This window comes from Arenibacter certesii DSM 19833, from assembly GCF_000429545.1.
GTDB classification, from domain to species: domain Bacteria; phylum Bacteroidota; class Bacteroidia; order Flavobacteriales; family Flavobacteriaceae; genus Arenibacter; species Arenibacter certesii.
Genome location: NZ_AUCB01000032.1, coordinates 14388 through 31840, shown reverse-complemented (window position 1 = coordinate 31840; position 17453 = coordinate 14388). Strand labels below are relative to the sequence as shown.

The 17453-nt window shown below is 37.8% G+C and carries 18 protein-coding genes; 6 read left to right on the top strand and 12 right to left on the bottom strand.

Features of this window, described 5'->3' with window-relative positions:
* The first annotated feature begins 91 nt into the window (after positions 1–91).
* Both G466_RS0114535 and G466_RS0114530 read left to right on the top strand, forming a co-directional pair.
* On the top strand, positions 92–340 hold the full coding sequence (locus tag G466_RS0114535) for a hypothetical protein (RefSeq protein ID WP_026814322.1): 249 nt from the start codon (positions 92–94) through the stop codon (positions 338–340).
* A gap of 22 nt (positions 341–362) precedes the next feature.
* A complete protein-coding gene (locus G466_RS0114530) occupies positions 363–1502 on the top strand; it encodes a serine hydrolase (protein WP_026814321.1) in 1140 nt (379 codons plus the stop codon).
* Positions 1503–2159: 657 nt separating this feature from the next.
* On the opposite strand, the gene rimO is transcribed toward G466_RS0114530, so the two are convergent.
* The 11 genes from rimO to recR all read right to left on the bottom strand — a co-directional run bounded on the left by rimO (position 2160) and on the right by recR (position 10892).
* A complete protein-coding gene (gene rimO / locus G466_RS0114525) occupies positions 2160–3461 on the bottom strand; it encodes a 30S ribosomal protein S12 methylthiotransferase RimO (protein WP_026814320.1) in 1302 nt (433 codons plus the stop codon).
* A gap of 288 nt (positions 3462–3749) precedes the next feature.
* On the bottom strand, positions 3750–4712 hold the full coding sequence (gene ftsY, locus G466_RS0114520; protein ID WP_026814319.1) for a signal recognition particle-docking protein FtsY: 963 nt from the start codon (positions 4710–4712) through the stop codon (positions 3750–3752).
* A gap of 91 nt (positions 4713–4803) precedes the next feature.
* Positions 4804–4956: a DUF4295 domain-containing protein gene (locus tag G466_RS23545; RefSeq protein WP_084148768.1), complete on the bottom strand. Its 153-nt coding sequence runs from the start codon at positions 4954–4956 to the stop codon at positions 4804–4806.
* A gap of 6 nt (positions 4957–4962) precedes the next feature.
* Positions 4963–5145 (bottom strand): 50S ribosomal protein L33, encoded by a 183-nt coding sequence (gene rpmG, locus G466_RS0114510; protein WP_026814318.1) that lies wholly within the window; start codon positions 5143–5145, stop codon positions 4963–4965.
* 20 nt (positions 5146–5165) lie between these two features.
* Positions 5166–5402, bottom strand: a complete 237-nt coding sequence (gene rpmB, locus G466_RS0114505; RefSeq protein WP_026810198.1) for a 50S ribosomal protein L28 — start codon at positions 5400–5402, stop codon at positions 5166–5168.
* A gap of 73 nt (positions 5403–5475) precedes the next feature.
* Positions 5476–6723, bottom strand: a complete 1248-nt coding sequence (locus G466_RS0114500) for a competence/damage-inducible protein A (protein ID WP_026814317.1) — start codon at positions 6721–6723, stop codon at positions 5476–5478.
* Positions 6723–7061 carry an Hpt domain-containing protein gene (locus G466_RS0114495; protein WP_026814316.1) on the bottom strand — a complete coding sequence of 113 codons (339 nt, stop codon included), beginning with the start codon at positions 7059–7061 and terminating at the stop codon, positions 6723–6725. The genes G466_RS0114500 and G466_RS0114495 overlap by 1 nt, the downstream gene beginning before the upstream one ends.
* A complete protein-coding gene (locus G466_RS0114490; protein ID WP_026814315.1) occupies positions 7062–7673 on the bottom strand; it encodes a fumarylacetoacetate hydrolase family protein in 612 nt (203 codons plus the stop codon). It lies immediately after the preceding gene.
* A gap of 174 nt (positions 7674–7847) precedes the next feature.
* On the bottom strand, positions 7848–8624 hold the full coding sequence (locus tag G466_RS0114485) for a 3'-5' exonuclease (RefSeq protein WP_026814314.1): 777 nt from the start codon (positions 8622–8624) through the stop codon (positions 7848–7850).
* A gap of 203 nt (positions 8625–8827) precedes the next feature.
* Entirely contained in the window at positions 8828–10177 is a 1350-nt protein-coding gene (locus G466_RS0114480; RefSeq protein ID WP_026814313.1) for a dihydrolipoamide acetyltransferase family protein, read from the bottom strand.
* Between the two features lie 97 nt (positions 10178–10274).
* Positions 10275–10892 (bottom strand): recombination mediator RecR, encoded by a 618-nt coding sequence (gene recR / locus G466_RS0114475; RefSeq protein ID WP_026814312.1) that lies wholly within the window; start codon positions 10890–10892, stop codon positions 10275–10277.
* Between the two features lie 151 nt (positions 10893–11043).
* On the opposite strand from recR, the gene G466_RS0114470 reads away from it, so the two are divergent.
* On the top strand, positions 11044–12519 hold the full coding sequence (locus G466_RS0114470) for a sodium:solute symporter (RefSeq protein WP_026814311.1): 1476 nt from the start codon (positions 11044–11046) through the stop codon (positions 12517–12519).
* 391 nt (positions 12520–12910) lie between these two features.
* On the opposite strand, the gene G466_RS0114465 is transcribed toward G466_RS0114470, so the two are convergent.
* On the bottom strand, positions 12911–13921 hold the full coding sequence (locus G466_RS0114465) for a 3-oxoacyl-ACP synthase III family protein (RefSeq protein WP_026814310.1): 1011 nt from the start codon (positions 13919–13921) through the stop codon (positions 12911–12913).
* Between the two features lie 265 nt (positions 13922–14186).
* Here G466_RS0114465 and htpG point away from each other — a divergent pair, with 265 nt between their 5' ends.
* The 3 genes from htpG (at position 14187) to G466_RS0114450 (ending at position 17256) form a co-directional block, all read left to right on the top strand.
* A complete protein-coding gene (htpG, locus tag G466_RS0114460) occupies positions 14187–16073 on the top strand; it encodes a molecular chaperone HtpG (protein WP_026814309.1) in 1887 nt (628 codons plus the stop codon).
* Between the two features lie 141 nt (positions 16074–16214).
* A complete protein-coding gene (locus tag G466_RS0114455) occupies positions 16215–16577 on the top strand; it encodes a DoxX family protein (RefSeq protein ID WP_026814308.1) in 363 nt (120 codons plus the stop codon).
* Positions 16578–16623: 46 nt separating this feature from the next.
* Positions 16624–17256: an MOSC domain-containing protein gene (locus tag G466_RS0114450; RefSeq protein WP_026814307.1), complete on the top strand. Its 633-nt coding sequence runs from the start codon at positions 16624–16626 to the stop codon at positions 17254–17256.
* Positions 17257–17453 lie beyond the last annotated feature (197 nt).

Genomic DNA, 17453 nt, shown 5'->3' with positions numbered 1-17453 from the left:
GCTCCTACCCTTTTAATAGCGTTAAACCATATTTCATATAACAATCATGCGATAGCAACTCCCTCTACTGTTTTTTGATTAATTTTACGGGATGGAGGAAAGAAAAATTAAACTCATTTGGGATTTTAGGGGCGAAGCAGCCCATAAAACCGCCTTACACCACAAGCTTCATTTAGAAGAATATAGCGCATCCGAGCAGCTTGAAAACTGCATAATTGGAAGTCAAGACATCAATGAAATGCATTCCATTGCATTTTTAGTAGTTAACGAATCTAAAATGATTGCGATGAGAGACGCACTTAGACCCCATAGAGGAGAGGTTTACACTGCCAAACAATAATTTAAAATATAAATATACCGCCGTGCCTTTACAACCTGTAGTATTAATAACATTACTAACCTTATTGATCAGCGGCTGCACCGCGCCAGTGAAGCAGGATAACATATTGGAGATTGCCCTTTCCTCATCCGATCCCAGAATAAAAAAAGTAATGGACAGCGTTAGCAACTACGAGCTACAGCTTATCTATACCCAGATAAATAGGGAACAGGATAGTGTAATCCTAATCGACTATCCCTACAAGGCCAACGATAGTAATTATTTTTATCCCGCAAGCACAGTGAAGTTGATCACTGCAGCATTGACTTTAGAAAAACTACAGAACACGCAAGGTATAGACCTTTACACCCGATTTTATGTGGAAGGCGACTCCATTGAAACTACTTTCGCCCATGACATCTTACGGATTTTTGCTGTAAGCGATAACGAAGCAAACAACCGCTTGTTTGAATTTTTAGGTCAGGATTACATCAACAAAAAATTAAAGGATAAGCACATTTCCCCGGTGCGCATTTCTCACCGACTGTCTACACCCAATGCATTTGAAATAACTACCACCCCTTTAATAGTCTATCTGAATGACACCACCATCACCCCAATAGGTCCGACTATTAATCAACCACCAGTTCCATTAATCCTAAATAAAATCACAAAAGGAAACTCCTACTATGAGGATGACCATCTTTTACAAGAACCGTTCGATTTTAGCTTGAAAAATTACTTTCCACTTAGCACACAGCTGCAAGTTTTAAAACGGATCGTTTTTCCAGAACTTTACAAAAAAGAAGAACAGTTTAACCTAGGAGTTAAAGACAGGGAATTTCTACTTAAGGCAATGAGCACACTTCCCAAGGAACTGGGATATGACGTAAACGACTACTATGACGGATATGGCAATTTTGTAATGCATGGAGATAATCGAAATAAAATTCCTGAAAATTTAAAAACATTCAACAAAGCGGGTAGTGCTTATGGTACCTTAACCGATTGCGCCTATATTGTAGACACCAAAAATGATATAGAATTTATACTTACTGCAACGATCCTGGTAAACAAAAATGGTATTTTTAATGATGATCAATACGAATACGAGACGATCGGACTTCCATTTTTAGGGCAACTAGGCAGGGAAATTTATAAGCTAGAACTTCAAAGAAAGTAAGAGATTGTAAAAAGTTGAAGATTCAAATTACCACCAACAGTCAACTGACTCCTTAATACCCACATTTAATTGCTCCATAATTGTGAACTTCCCTAATTAAAGTACACCGGTTTTAGACATTAATTTCATTATCAATGATAATGATTTCTTCAAAACTGTTCACCTAGTACTATTCACTGAACCCTGGTTTCTTTTCTACTTGTTTATTGCAAATAGTTTACGCTTAGCCAAGAAGGTGGCTGAAGCCACCTATGCCCATCTACAAGCAGGATCAGCTACCGATCATTGGAGATTGAACGTAGTCAAAGTCTGTTATAATTGCGTGCAATTTCTTTTGCTATAATCCTCATTTTTTGCCGATTGAGAATTCTCATCCTATGCAGGAGTTAATTTACCAATGGTGTTCATTGGACAACTAATGGAGCTTTCAAAGTTTGGCTAAAGCCGTTTTTCTGAATTGCTATTAATCCCCGTGATAAATCACGGGGCTATTCAATTCTTTTTTAGATTTTGGAAAAGTTGACTGCCTCTGATATAGGTTGACACCTACACGTGGAAAGCTAAGAGAGAAAATATACGGAGCATACGAAAACGACGCAAATACTCGGAAAAATTTACAAGGCACATCACTCTCAATACTCACTACTTAATACTCCATTAAACTGGCTCTCCGTATAGATCAAAATCTGCCGCCTCAAAAATGGATAGATTTACAAATTCACCCACTTTTAAATAGTGCTTTGATGCATCTACCAAAACCTCATTATCTACATCTGGTGAATCGAACTCGGAACGACCAACGAAGTATTTACCTTCTTTTCTATCTATGATACATCGTAGGGTCTGTCCTACTTTTTCTTGATTTAACTCCCAAGAAATCTGAGACTGTAGTTCCATTATTTCTGATGCACGTTCTTGTTTTACCTCCTCAGGAACATCATCAACCAACTTGTACGCATGGGTATTCTCCTCATGACTATAGGTGAAGCACCCTAACCTTTCAAAGCGCATTTCTCTCACCCATTCCTTTAAAGTATTAAAATCATCCTCAGTTTCTCCTGGATAGCCAACGATCAAGGTAGTCCTGATGGTCATTCCAGGTACCGCTGCCCTAAAATCCTTTAACAACTTCGTGGTTTTCTCTTGGGTGGTCCCTCTACGCATACTTTTTAATATAGAATCGGAAATATGCTGCAGCGGTATATCTAAGTAGTTACATATTTTTGATTCACGCTTCATCACATCAAGCACATCCATTGGGAATCCTGTTGGAAAAGCATAATGCAGTCTAATCCACTCAATTCCCTCTACCTTCACCAATTCCTCTAGCAATTGGGCCAGATTACGTTTCTTGTAAAGATCTAGACCGTAATAGGTAAGATCTTGAGCAATAAGAATTAATTCTTTTACCCCATTGGCAGCCAATTTATTGGCTTCTGTAACCAGCTCCTCTATTGGTGTGCTTCTATGCTTTCCTCGCATAATAGGTATAGCACAGAAGGAACATGGCCTATCGCAGCCTTCGGCAATTTTAAGGTAGGCATAATTCTTAGGGGTAGTAGTTAATCGCTCCCCAATTAGCTCATGTTTATAATCGGCACCCAACGCCTTAAGTAAATTTGGCAACTCACTGGTTCCAAAATACTCGTCCACGTTTGGTATTTCCTTCTGAAGATCTGGCTTATAGCGCTCACTTAAACAGCCGGTAACAAACACTTTGTCTACCGTACCCGCCTCTTTCATTTGAACGTATTCCAAAATGGTATTTACGCTCTCCTCTTTGGCATTTGCAATAAACCCACAGGTATTGATCACGACTACGTTACCCTCCTCTTCATGGACCACGTCTTTATTATTGGCCCTCAACTGACCCATTAAAACTTCCGAGTCGTAAACGTTCTTGGAACATCCCAAGGTAACTACGTTGATCTTATTCTTTTTAAGTGATTTTGTACGCATAATTTCTTAATGAGGTGCAAAAGTACGATATGCAAAAAGATTGAAGTTGGTTTATACTTAATATTTAACGTTTCTAAAACAAAACGCCTTTAGGACCAATGAGCATTGGTACTATTTATGATTAAAATATGCAGCTAAGCTAGTCCCGGCTTAGGAAAGTTTAAAAAATAAAAAATATGAGTTGCGGAAATAAAGCTAGCATCCTTTGGTTTAAAGCCTAAATAACAGCTAAAAACAACCATAAAGAGCAATTAAACCCTTATTCATAGAAGTACATACCCCACAGATTTAAGATTTTGAACTAAAAAATGAATCTACAAATTCTATTTTATTAAAAACCTGTAGATCTTCCATACCTTCCCCAACGCCTATATATCTAACAGGAATTTTAAATTGATCGGAAATCCCTATCACGACTCCACCTTTTGCAGTACCATCCAATTTAGTAACTGCTAAAGCCGTCACCTCTGTAGCTTTGGTAAATTGTTTGGCCTGTTCAAATGCATTCTGACCTGTAGAACCATCCAAAACCAAAAGCACTTCATGCGGGGTATCGGGAACCACTTTCTGCATTACCCTTTTCACCTTGGTAAGCTCGTTCATAAGATTCACCTTATTGTGCAACCTACCAGCAGTATCAATGATTACCACATCGGCATTTTGATTGACTGCAGAGCTAAGCGTATCGAATGCAACAGAGGCGGGATCGCTCCCCATACGCTGCTTTACGATAGGCACATCTACTCTTTCTGCCCATACTTGAAGCTGTTCTATAGCAGCGGCCCTAAAAGTATCTGCAGCACCTAACACTACTTTTAACCCTTGTTTTTTAAACTGATAGGCCAATTTCCCTATCGTGGTTGTTTTCCCAACACCATTTACACCAACCACCATTATAACATATGGCTTTTTATCTTTAGGGATGGAATATTCTACCTCATTTCCAAAATTGGTCTCGGACAGGAGCCCAGCAATCTCTTCCCTTAAAATACGGTTAAGCTCGCCTGTACCTACGTATTTATCCTTAGAGACTCTAGCTTCTATCCGGTCTATTATCCTCAAGGTAGTATCTACTCCTACATCGGAGGAGACCAAGATTTCCTCAAGGCTATCCAAAACATCATCATCTACTTTAGATTTCCCCACTACAGCCTTTCCTAATTTGGATAAAAAGGTAGACTTAGTTTTCTCTAGACCTTTATCTAGGGATTCTTTTTTGGGTGTCGAAAATAATTTCTTAAATAAACTCATAATCGTGGCGTATTCCTTTTGCCCAAAGATATGAAAATAAAAAAGCTACTCTCATATGAAAGTAGCTTATATAATCCATTAAAAAGGATTTCTATTTCTTGTTCAACCAGTCGTTAACCAATTCTGGTTGCATAACCGACTCTACAAATACGTAAGCACCTGATTTTGGTGACTTTACCATTTTAATAGCCTTAGTTAGTCTCTTTGAACTAGTTTGTAAAGTTGCTACTGATTTCTTTGCCATGACGTATTATTTTATTTCTTTATGAACTGTCACTCTCTTAAGTATAGGATTGAATTTTTTGATTTCCATCCTATCTGGAGTATTCTTTTTGCTTTTGGTTGTAATGTACCTAGAAGTTCCTGGCATGCCAGACTCCTTATGCTCAGTACATTCCAAAATAACCTGGATTCTATTACCTTTCTTTGCCATTTTATCTTAGTATTTCAGGATTATTTAATCAATCCTTTCCCTTTTGCTTCTTTCAAAACAACGGAAATTCCCTTCTTGTTAATACTCTTTAAAGCCTTAGCGGACACCTTTAAGGTTACCCAACGGTCTTCTTCTGGAATATAGAAACGTTTTTTGGAAAGATTTACATCAAATCTTCTTCTGGTTTTATTAATCGAGAAGGACACATTATTTCCAAACATGGCTCTCTTTCCAGTAACATCACAAACTTTTGACATCTCGCTACTTTTAATTTTGTTATAAACAGGGTGCAAATTTAAGCTATTTATATGGTACGTACAAAATTCTTTGTCACAATTTTGAAATTTCTTTTTGCAACAACTCAAACGCCTTATTTACAGACTTTTGCACTACCCTATCTCTTTGACTACCCATTAAGAATTTTTCTACTACAACCTCTTTTGGAGTCGCTATAGCGATAAACACCGTTCCTACTTCGGCATCCGAATCCCCTTTTGTGGGTCCCGCATTACCAGTTGTAGCAATGGCAAAATCGGTTTTCAACAATTCCTTAAGGTTCATGGCCATAGCCTTTGCCACTTGGGCACTTACCACAGAATACTGCTCCACCAAGGCCTGAGGCACCTTAAGAACCTCTATTTTAACTTGGGTGGCATAACATACCACACTACCTTTAAAATAGACCGAAGCCCCTGGAATACTGGTTATTTTTTGAGCTATTCTACCTCCAGTAAAGCTTTCTGCCGTACCTAGGGTCATTTTCAGCCGCGTTAATAAATTGGCAACAATAACTTCTAAAGGCTCCCCACCATCTTCCCCAAAGATATAATCTTTCAATAAGACCTTAATCTTATTGGCCTCCACCTCTATTAAATTGATTAACCTCTGTTTATCGGGCCCCTTTCCAGTAAGCCTTAACCGAACCGACCCCAAACTGGGCAGGTAAGCAAGCTTCACCTCAGCGGGCAGCTCCACCTCTACTGGATCGAGGATCTCCGCAATGGCACTTTCCCCCATCCCATAAGTGATTATGGTCTTATGGACGATAAAGGGACGCTTAAACTCAGCTATGATTTTCGGGATTACCCCACTCGTGATCAAGTTCTTCATTTCAAAGGGCACTCCCGGTAAGGAAACGACCACTTTTCCATTTCTGTGGATCCACATACCGGGCGCAGTTCCATACTCATTATGGAGTACTTCTGCCCTACTTAGAACCCACGCCTGCTTTCTGTTCATATCGGAAATAGGCGTAGAGATAAACTTTTTAAAAATTTCCTCTATGTGCAAAAGCACTGCTTTATTCTCTACTAAGGTGTCGCCAAAATATTCGCACAAGGTATGCTTGGTGATATCGTCTTTGGTAGGGCCAAGTCCGCCGGTCACAATAATGACATCGGACCTAGACTCGGCTTCCTTAATAGCCTGCAAAATGTGCTCCCTATCATCCTGCACCGAACTGATCTGGTAAACAGAAACACCAATTTTATTTAATTCTTGAGCAATGAAAGCAGAATTGGTATCTATGATCTGGCCAATTAAGATTTCATCCCCTATGGTAATTATCTCAGCAAACATTAAAGATTAAAATCATTTTTAAGCTCCGTAATCACTTGATAAACATCTTTCTTAAGCAATGGGACCAATCGATCTATTTCAGGGATATTCTCCATATTTCTACCAAGGGTTTCTATCTCCAACGCCATGGCTCGTGACTGCTCCATACCCAACAATTCCACATTAGGCTTAATTTTGTGCGCCAATTTATAGACACTCGTATAGTCTTTATGTTCTAACACCTTCGCCAGCTCATCTAGGTCCTGGGGCACTTCTTCTAAAAATACAGCAACAACAGATCGGACAAATTCCTCATCCCCATCTGCCATTTCATTTATTTTATCCAGATTATAAATCATTTATTTAATATTTAAAGAGAACAATTCTGTATTTTCAAGAGAACCAACAAGGTAGTCATCTGCATTTACTTTTCCTACACCCGCTGGAGTACCAGTAAAGATAATATCCCCTTTTTTTAACATAAAAAAACGAGAGACGTAGGAAATGAGCTCATCAATTTTCCAAATCATGTGACTTGTATTTCCTTCCTGAACCACTTCATTATTTCTTTTAAGTTGGAAATTTAAATTATTTAAATCCTTAAAATCAGATTTTGGCAACCAAGTTCCCACAACCGCAGCACCGTCAAAACCTTTTGCCTTTTCCCAGGGTAGTCCTTTTTCCTTTAATTGAGATTGTAGATCTCTAGCCGTGAAATCTATACCCAATCCTATTTCGTCATAATAATTATGGGCAAAGTTCACGTCTATATGCTTTCCCACTTTTTTAATCTTTACCAAAACTTCAACCTCATGATGGACATCTTGGGAGAATTCAGGAATATAAAAATCCTGTTCTTTTGGCAAAACAGCGGAATCTGGCTTTATAAAAACAACCGGCTCATTTGGCTTCTCGTTATTTAGTTCCGTTATATGATCTACATAATTGCGACCAATACAAATAATCTTCATTAGAAATGCAGGTTGATTAAGGTTATGTAAAACATCAATTTAAACTCAAAGATCAAACATAAAGATATAGTTGCGAAGTTTCTTACTTTTTTTAGACTAATTAATCGCTCAAATTGATTCTATGGAAAAATAGAAGAATTTAACAAGTACCAATTAAGAAAAGAAATCGCTCAATTAACTTAACTTATTATTTAGCTTGCTCAACTTTATCTGAGTCAACACTTTTTTTGTGTACAGTGGAAAATCGGCGTTAAGTATCCATCCAAAATACCCTGGCTCCTTCTCTAGCACGTCATGAACTTTTTTACCCTTGTGCTTTCCAAAGGAAAAAATCTCTTCTCCGTCCTTGTCCAACGCAATAAATCCGGCAAAATCTACCGATTGCTTTCGCGTGGTAAATTCAGACAACTTCTTAACGTTATTTTCAAGTTCTGGGTAGCGCTCCAATTGAGACAAAAGCACCTCATAGGTGGCCAAAGTATCAGCTTCTGCACTGTGCGCATTTTTTAGATCCTTATCGCAATAAAATTTATAGGCGGCTTCCAAGGTACGTTTTTCCATTTTATGGAAAATAGTCTGCACATCTACCGAAACTGTACTTTTCATATCAAAATCTATTTCTGCCCGTAACATTTCCTCCGCCAGTAGTGGAATATCAAAACGGTCCGAATTATAACCACCAAGATCACAATCCTTGATCATTTGATAAATTTCTCTAGAAAGCTGTTTAAAGGTAGGTTCATTCGCCACCTTTTCATTGGAAATACCGTGAATGGCAACAACTTCATCCGGAATATGCATTTCTGGATTTACCAACCACGTTTTACTTTCCTTATTCCCGTTTGGGTGTACCTTTAAAATAGCAATTTCTACGATCCTATCTTTTGCTACATTGGTTCCCGTTGTCTCTAAGTCAAAAAAACAAATTGGCTTTGTAAGCTTTAGCTGCATGTTAAAATATGTTTTTGCAATAATAATTATTCATAAAGATACGGTCTAAAATACAGATTAATGGATTTTAGAGGAACAACATATCTAAATAAAAGTATAAAAAACCGGAATAATGAAAACAAGCGCTTCGTCTGACTAACGCTATCAGCACGTAATCTACACTAAAAGCACTCTAGAATCCAACACTACGCAAACCAAAGGTTTTAAACCTCCCTGTTTACGTCCCAAGCTTCTAGGTAATCGGCCACCGCTTTTACAAACATTCCACCCAAAGCACCGTTAACAACCCTATGGTCATAGCTATGAGAAAGATACATTTTGCTTCTGATAGCAATAAAATCACCCTCTTTAGTCTCCACTACTGCAGGTATTTTTCTAATAGCTCCTAAGGCTAGAATCCCCACTTGGGGCTGATTTATAATGGGAGTCCCAAAAATACTTCCAAAGGTACCCACATTGGTAACCGTATAGGTCCCTTCTTTGACCTCATCGGGCTTTAATGCATTGGTCCTAGCTCTTTTTGCCAAATCGTTCACCGCTTTTGCCATCCCAACCAAGTTTAATTGATCCGCGTTTTTTATTACCGGAACAATCAAATTCCCATCTGGCAAGGCCGCCGCCATACCTATATTTATGTTTTTCTTCTTAATTACGGTATCCCCTTCCAAGGAGATATTTATCATAGGGTATTTTTTTAAGGCTAGGGCTACTGCTTCCATAAAGATTGGAGTAAAAGTTAATTTCTCTCCTTCTCTTTTTTCAAAACTATCTTTCACCTTATTTCGCCAATTTACCACCTTAGTTACGTCTACCTCTACAAAACTTTGTACGTGGGCAGAAGTCGCTAAACTTGCGGTCATATGATGGGCTATTAATTTGCCCATACGTGTCAATGGAATATGCTCATCCCCATTAACTGTTTGTGCTACACCAACATTTGGCTTGACTTCTGGTGATTTCACCGGTGTTGGTTTTTGAACCGATGTCTCACTAACACCTTGAGCTACATTAGAAACCTGATCTTTTGCATATTTTCGATCGGCAATGTACTCCAAGATATCATTTTTAGTCACCCTACCTTCACTACCTGTTCCGGAAATAGCATCTAACTCCGCTACTGAAATCCCTTCCTGTTTGGCGATATTTTTAACTAAGGGAGAATAAAATCTATCTGACTCCTTAAAATCTATAATTGCAGGAGAGGCATCTTGTTTTGCTATCTCTACCGTTTTCTCAACGGCTTTTACTTGGGCTACAGGAACATCGGCAGTGGCTTCTAACTCAACAGTTTCCGAAGTGTGATCCCCAGCGCCATTTATTTCAATGATCGCTACGGTCTGCCCCACTTTTATCACATCATCTATTTCGAATAATTTCTCCACCAGAACTCCATCTACCTCACTGGGAACTTCAGAATCTACCTTATCGGTCGCAATTTCAAAAACAGCTTCATCCATTTCTATAACATCCCCTACTTCCTTAAGCCATGTGGTTAGGGTAGCTTCCGCTACACTCTCACCCATCTGCGGTAATTTTAGTTCAAACTTTGACATATTCGTATTTAATAGACTTATAATGATTAATATTTTGCAAAAATAATAAATTAGCGACCACAATATTCACTTTTATTTATCACTTATTTTATTTCAATTACGCCTTTAAGGAATTCTCAAAAGGAATCCTATTTAAAATACTCCTTCCCAAGGTTACCTCATCGGCATATTCCAATTCGTCCCCTATAGCAATTCCCCTAGCAATTGTAGAGGTTTTAATTTCAGTTCCCTCCAACTGCTTAAAGATATAAAAGTTAGTGGTATCCCCCTCCATGGTAGAACTTAATGCAAAAATAAGTTCTTTTATTTCTCCTTGCTTCACTTTTCCTATCAATGAAGCTATCGTTAAATCTTGAGGTCCTACCCCTTCCATAGGTGATATTTTTCCCCCAAGAACATGGTAGAGTCCCTTAAATTGATCGGTATTCTCTATTGCCATAACATCACGGATATCCTCTACCACACAAACTGTGGTCTGATCCCTTTTTGGATTGGCACAGATTTCACACAGTATCACATCTGAAATGTTGTGACAGTTTTTGCAAAATTTGATATTGCTCTTTAAATTCACCAAAGCGCTAGTCAATCTTGTGGTCTGCTCATTGGGCTGCTTTAATAGATGGAGCACCAACCTCAATGCCGTACGCTTCCCAATCCCAGGTAATTGGGATACTTCATAGACTGCGTTTTCCAATAGTTTAGAAGAAAATTCCATAAATACAAAATTACAATTTTAAAGTATTTAATAGGAATCATCCAATGAAAAGAAATAATTTAGAATAGCCTCTGACCGCTTATTTTGCTGCTTTAGATCCATTGATTGTAATTTGTTTGTTTTTTGTACTTTGCCAGCTTAATTATTGAATATGACCCCTACTCTTATTTTAGTGTTGATAGGCTGTTATTTCCTATTGCTTTTATTAATTTCTTATTTCACTGGAAAAAATGATTCCAATGTAGATTTTTTTAAGGCAGGTAAACAGTCCCCTTGGTTTTTAGTGGCCTTTGGCATGATAGGGGCCTCACTATCTGGAGTTACTTTTATATCTGTACCAGGGTGGGTAGAAGGTTCAGAATTCAGTTATATGCAGGTAGTATTTGGATACTTGGCAGGGTATTTGGTAATTGCCTACGTGCTATTGCCTATTTATTACAGATTAAATGTGACCTCCATTTACGAGTATCTTGAGGGGCGGTTTGGGGTGGTCAGCTATAAGACAGGGGCATTTTTCTTTTTTATATCCAGAGTTTTAGGAGCTTCTTTTAGACTCTTTCTGGTAGCGATAGTATTGCAGCAGTTTGTCTTTGATGCTTGGAACGTTCCCTTTGAGATCACTGTGACCCTGTCTATCCTACTGATATGGATATACACCTTTAGAGGCGGAATAAAGACCATTGTTTGGACCGATACCTTACAGACGTTATTTATGCTAATTGCTGTTGGCTTGTCTATTTTTCAAATTAATCAAGAATTAGGTTGGAGTTTTACAGAATTCTTGGCCTCCGATGAATTAAAAAAATACAATACTGTTTTCTTTACCGATGACTTTTTTAATAAGGTACATTTTGTAAAATCCTTTCTTGGAGGGATGTTTATTGCAATATGTATGACAGGCCTAGATCAGGATATGATGCAAAAAAACCTCACCTGCAAAAATCTAAAGGATGCCCAGAAAAATGTAGTCTCCTTTAGCTTGGTACTTATTGTTGTTAACTTTGCATTTCTATTATTAGGAGCTCTATTATTTATCTATGCCAACAAATTTAATATAGGCATTCCTTTAATGGATGGCTCCCCTAAGGCCGACCTATTATTTCCTGAAATCGCCATTAACAGTGGACTAGGGATTACGGTAGCCATAACTTTTATGCTAGGATTGATCGCTGCAGCCTATAGTAGTGCAGATAGTGCGCTTACTGCACTTACAACGTCCTTCTGTGTAGACTTTTTAAATATCAGCAAACAACCGGAGGCCAAACAAAAATCCATCCGAAAAAGAACACACATAGGAATGAGCATGCTACTCATTATAGTTATAATAATTTTTAAACATATACTGGACAAGAATGTCATAGATGGACTCCTAACCGTTGCCACTTATACCTATGGCCCACTATTAGGATTATTTTCCTTTGGTATTATTACCAAATATCAAATTAAGGATAAATATGCAGCACTGGTTTCAGTGATTTCCGTGCTACTAATTGTGTTGCTTGCCAATATTCCATCAGAAGTTATTGGGGGCTATCAGGTAGGTTATGAATTACTGCCTATAAACGGTTTAATAACATTTATTGGACTTTGGTTTATCAGAATAAAGGAAAAGCCAAGTATCGCCTAATTTTGCTAAAACTAAAAGCAAAAGTAGCGTCACTTTAAAAAGCCCTCGTCCGTTATCCAAATATCGCTTCAATCTAATTATCCCTACTGTTATCCTACTGGTAGCCAAGCCAGTTAATGAAGGTGAAAAATAGCTGCCTATTTAAGGGGCATGACATTAACAGTAATCCATAGATTATGAATCCTTTACAATGTTAAAACGTGAGTTAAATAATGTTAAACAGCGTTATAAGAGGTCAAAAACCCCTTACTTTAGGAGTATAATGATATCAATCATTGATACGACTGTATTTTTATAGTTAATGGTTAGTGTTTAGTATAGTTTATCAATGAAGAAACCCGGAGCTTCTGTTCCGGGTTTCGTTTTATTTATAAATAAAATTATTGTTTAACTACCATCTAATAATAACACTCCCCCAGGTAAATCCACTACCAAAAGCAGCAAGCACGACCAAGTCTCCTGACTTTATTTTATCTTGCTCCCAAGCTTCGGTTAGTGCAATAGGAATAGAAGCAGCTGTGGTATTCCCATAATTCATAATATTATTGAATACCTGATCATCTTGCAGACCAAACTTTTTCTGAATGAACTGGGAGATTCTTAAGTTCGCCTGATGTGGCACCAACATATTAATATCTTTAGCTTCTAAATTATTAGCTTTTAATCCCTCGACAATAACTTCACTAAAACGGACCACTGCATTTTTAAATACAAATTGACCGTTCATATACGGAAAGTAAGACTCATCATTGGGGTCGTTATCCGCCAAAATATCGTTTACCCAACGCTTACCCATCCCAGGGGCAATTAGCGACAATTCTTCTGCATGTTGGCCTTCGGAGTGCAAGTGGGTAGATAGTATACCCTTTTTAGCATCTTCCTCCCTACTCAGTACCGCAGCGCCTGCGCCATCACCAAAAATTACAGAAACTCCCCTTCCCCTAGTAGTCATATCCAAACCATGGGAGTGCAGCTCTGAGCCAATGACCAACACATTTTTATACATTCCCGTTTTTATATATTGATCTGCCACAGATAAAGCATAAACAAAACCAGAACACTGGTTTCTTACATCCAACGCTCCTACAGTTTTAATTCCCAGATCTCGTTGCACCAACACCCCCGGCCCAGGAAAATAATAATCTGGACTTAAGGTGGCAAATACAATAAAGTCTATATCATCCTTATCTATCCCAGCACGTTCAATGGCAATTTTGGCCGCCTTAACACCCATAGTAGTGGTGGTATCCCCATCCCCTTTAATTACATGTCTTCTTTCCTTGATACCGGTACGCTCTTGGATCCATTCGTCATTCGTATCCATCACTTTGGACAAATCCGCATTGGTGACTACATTATCAGGCACATAAAAACCAAGTCCAATAATTTTTGAGTTGAACATCTGCTTTGTTTTAAAAGTTTAGGCTTATGCCTAATAGTTATTTATTAAATCTAAAGTAGGAGAAATTATTTAGGATTCCCCAAAATAGTTCAAAAAATCCTTCAAACTTAACAATTACCGTATTTCATCTCTGATTGCACTGTAGACCTGCATAAGTGACATAAAATAATTTCTGTTTACACACATAGTGTCAGTTTGTCACAATTTTCAATTATGGTACTTTATTTGACTTTGACATTCCGTAAAACATAAAAATTATAGAAGTATGGCCACAGGCAAGATTAATGTTTCCGTAGAGAACATATTTCCGCTCATAAAAAAATTCTTATATAGCGACCATGAGATTTTCCTTAGGGAGCTCGTTTCCAATGCAACCGATGCAACTTTAAAGCTAAAACATTTAACCTCTATAGGAGAGGCATCCGTGGAGTATGGGAATCCTATTATTGAGATTAAAGTAGATAAAGAAGGTGAAAAAATCCACATTATTGACCAAGGTGTGGGTATGACTAAAGAAGAGGTTGAAAAGTATATAAACGACATTGCATTTTCTGGAGCTGAGGAATTCTTGGATAAATACAAAGATTCCGCAAAAGACTCAGGTATCATCGGTCATTTTGGATTAGGTTTCTATTCTGCTTTTATGGTTGCTGAAAAGGTTGAAATCATCACCAAGAGCTATACCGATGCACCTGCTGCACGATGGACTTGTGATGGATCACCAAATTTCACCTTAGAAGAAGCTGAAAAAGAAACTAGGGGAACAGAGATTGTACTTCATGTTGCTGAGGATTCTACTGAATTTTTGGAGGAAAGCAGAATTGAGGAATTACTGAGCAAGTACAATAAGTTTATGCCTATTCCAATTAAATTTGGAACAAGGACTGAAACCTTACCTAAACCAGAAGATGCCAAAGAAGAAGATCCTGCACCAACCCAAGAGGTAGATAATATTATTAACAATCCTAACCCAGCCTGGACCAAGCTACCAACAGAGCTTAAGGAAGAGGATTACAAAGGATTTTATAGGGAACTTTACCCGATGCAATTTGAGGAGCCTCTTTTCAACATTCACCTGAATGTTGACTATCCTTTTAATTTAACAGGGATTTTGTATTTCCCAAAATTGACCAACGACTTAAGCGCTCAAAAAGATAGGATACAGTTATATCAAAATCAGGTATTTGTAACTGATAACGTTGAGGGAATTGTACCAGAATTCCTTACCATGCTTCGCGGGGTAATAGATTCTCCAGACATCCCATTAAACGTTTCTAGATCTTATCTACAGGCAGATGGCGCTGTAAAAAAGATATCATCTTATATTACTCGTAAGGTTGCCGATAAATTAGCATCACTGTTTAAAAATAACAGAGAGGATTTTGAGGCCAAATGGAACGATATAAAAATCGTTATAGAGTACGGAATGCTATCGGAAGACAAATTTTATGAAAAGGCAGATAAATTTGCTCTATACCCTACGGTAGATGGTACGTACTATACTTTTGAAGAGCTACAGGAGAAAATAAAAGGGAATCAGACCGATAAAGAGGATAAATTGGTAATTCTATACGCCTCCAACAAAGAGGAGCAGCATAGCTATATAGAAGCTGCCAAGAACAAAGGATATGAAGTATTATTATTAGATTCTCCTATTGTTCCACATTTAATGCAAAAGCTAGAAACTAGTAAAGAGAAAATATCTTTCACCAGGGTAGATGCCGATCATTTGGATAACCTAATCAAGAAAGAGGATACCCAAATTTCCAAACTTTCTGATGAGGAAAAAGAAACCTTAAAAACCGACATCGAAAAAACAATCAATAATAAAAGCTATACCATTCAGATGGAAGCAATGGATAGCAATGCCTCTCCGTTTATTATTACCGAGCCAGAGTTCTTGAGAAGAATGAAGGAGATGCAGCAAACCGGTGGAGGCGGAATGTTTGGAATGGGAAATATGCCAGAAATGTACAATCTGGTAGTGAATACCAATCACGAGTTGGTTTCCGAAATCCTTAACACCAAGACCACTAAAAAGAAAGAGCGACTTATAAATCAGTCTCTAGATTTGGCGCGTTTGTCCAAGGGTTTACTTAAAGGAGAAGAGCTTACCAATTTTATTAAGCGTAGCTATGAAATGGTGAAATAAACACTAATCAGTACACACCTACAAACAAAAGGCCGCATCAATTTAGTTTTTGATGCGGCCTTTATATTTGTGTAAACGCAACTTTATTCTAGCTATCTTGCACTTCCTAGCTGTAATTATTCACGCAAATAAAAAATTAGCATGACTTACCCTTGGCATCTTTACCTCATGTCGGTTATCTACATATTTGCAGGAACCATGCATTTTATAAATCCCAAGGTGTATCTCCGTATAATGCCCAAATATCTACCACAACCAAAACTTTTGGTTGCCTTGAGCGGTTTAGCCGAAATACTTTTAGGAATTGGCGCTTGTTTTTCGGTAACAAAAGATTTATCTCTCTATGGGATAATGGCCATGTTGACCGTATTTCTTTCGGTCCATTTTTATATGTTAAAAGGAAAAAAAGAAGCAGCCAGAATTCCTAAATGGATGCTAATCCTTAGAATTCCGTTGCAATTTGCCTTAATCTATTGGGCCTACTATTACTTGGGAGATATTTAAGCCATACATTACTAGTAGGCAAACGAAAAAAGCGAAAATTTATAGCATGAAAATTATTAGTACGAACATAGGTGCCGCAACTACTTTTCTGTGGAATGGAAAGGAAGAGCAAACCGGGATTTATAAATATCCCGCCAATCAACCTTTATTCTTAGGGAAAACTGATGTAGAAAATGATACTGTCGTGGATCGTAAGCATCATGGCGGTATTCACAAGGCTTGCTTCTTATTTGCATCTGAACACTATGAGTATTGGAAGGCAATCTACCCGAACCTCAAGTGGGATTGGGGCATGTTTGGAGAAAATTTAACTACCGAAGGCATGGATGATTCAACTACTAGAATTGGAGATGTTTATAGGATTGGAACCGCTTTAGTGCAAATTTCCACACCTAGGGAACCGTGTTATAAATTGAAAGTGCGATTTAATGACCCTCATATCATAGAAAAGTATTTAGCCTACGGTAAACCTGGGACTTATGTAAGAATTCTAGAGGAAGGAAGTGTTGTTAAAGGAGATACCATTGAGCTTGTTCAGCAATCTACAAACACGCTAACTGTTGCAGAATGCTTCACTGTTATCCTTTCTAAGCATAAAAATCCATTCTTATTACAGAAAGCGATTAATAATCTTGCTGTTCCAGAATACAAACGGTTACGCCTTTTAAAGTATTTATAATACAAGATCGCAGCCTTTAATAAATCGCTATACCTTCATCTTCATTGCAAGTTAATTACAATTGAAAAAGGAAATAACCTGAAGTAAACAATAGACGTGAAAATTTGGGCGGAACTCAAATTCCATAGGCCAATTGTCAGCAACGATAAGATCTGTTATAAATTAAAATCCACTGACATTTAAAGTAGCCATAAAAT

Coding starts and splice junctions, on each gene's coding strand:
- G466_RS0114465 (WP_026814310.1), bottom strand. CDS start 13,921: ATGTTCAACTCAAAAATTATTGGACTTGGTTTTTATGTGCCTGATAAT.
- G466_RS0114490 (WP_026814315.1), bottom strand. CDS start 7,673: ATGAAGATTATTTGTATTGGTCGCAATTATGTAGATCATATAACGGAA.
- rpmG (WP_026814318.1), bottom strand. CDS start 5,145: ATGGCAAAGAAAGGTAATAGAATCCAGGTTATTTTGGAATGTACTGAG.
- G466_RS0114500 (WP_026814317.1), bottom strand. CDS start 6,723: ATGTTTGCTGAGATAATTACCATAGGGGATGAAATCTTAATTGGCCAG.
- recR (WP_026814312.1), bottom strand. CDS start 10,892: ATGGAATTTTCTTCTAAACTATTGGAAAACGCAGTCTATGAAGTATCC.
- ftsY (WP_026814319.1), bottom strand. CDS start 4,712: ATGAGTTTATTTAAGAAATTATTTTCGACACCCAAAAAAGAATCCCTA.
- G466_RS23545 (WP_084148768.1), bottom strand. CDS start 4,956: ATGGCAAAGAAATCAGTAGCAACTTTACAAACTAGTTCAAAGAGACTA.
- G466_RS0114535 (WP_026814322.1), top strand. CDS start 92: ATGGAGGAAAGAAAAATTAAACTCATTTGGGATTTTAGGGGCGAAGCA.
- G466_RS0114480 (WP_026814313.1), bottom strand. CDS start 10,177: ATGTCAAAGTTTGAACTAAAATTACCGCAGATGGGTGAGAGTGTAGCG.
- G466_RS0114495 (WP_026814316.1), bottom strand. CDS start 7,061: ATGATTTATAATCTGGATAAAATAAATGAAATGGCAGATGGGGATGAG.
- G466_RS0114455 (WP_026814308.1), top strand. CDS start 16,215: ATGACTTACCCTTGGCATCTTTACCTCATGTCGGTTATCTACATATTT.
- htpG (WP_026814309.1), top strand. CDS start 14,187: ATGGCCACAGGCAAGATTAATGTTTCCGTAGAGAACATATTTCCGCTC.
- G466_RS0114485 (WP_026814314.1), bottom strand. CDS start 8,624: ATGCAGCTAAAGCTTACAAAGCCAATTTGTTTTTTTGACTTAGAGACA.
- G466_RS0114450 (WP_026814307.1), top strand. CDS start 16,624: ATGAAAATTATTAGTACGAACATAGGTGCCGCAACTACTTTTCTGTGG.
- G466_RS0114470 (WP_026814311.1), top strand. CDS start 11,044: ATGACCCCTACTCTTATTTTAGTGTTGATAGGCTGTTATTTCCTATTG.
- rpmB (WP_026810198.1), bottom strand. CDS start 5,402: ATGTCAAAAGTTTGTGATGTTACTGGAAAGAGAGCCATGTTTGGAAAT.
- rimO (WP_026814320.1), bottom strand. CDS start 3,461: ATGCGTACAAAATCACTTAAAAAGAATAAGATCAACGTAGTTACCTTG.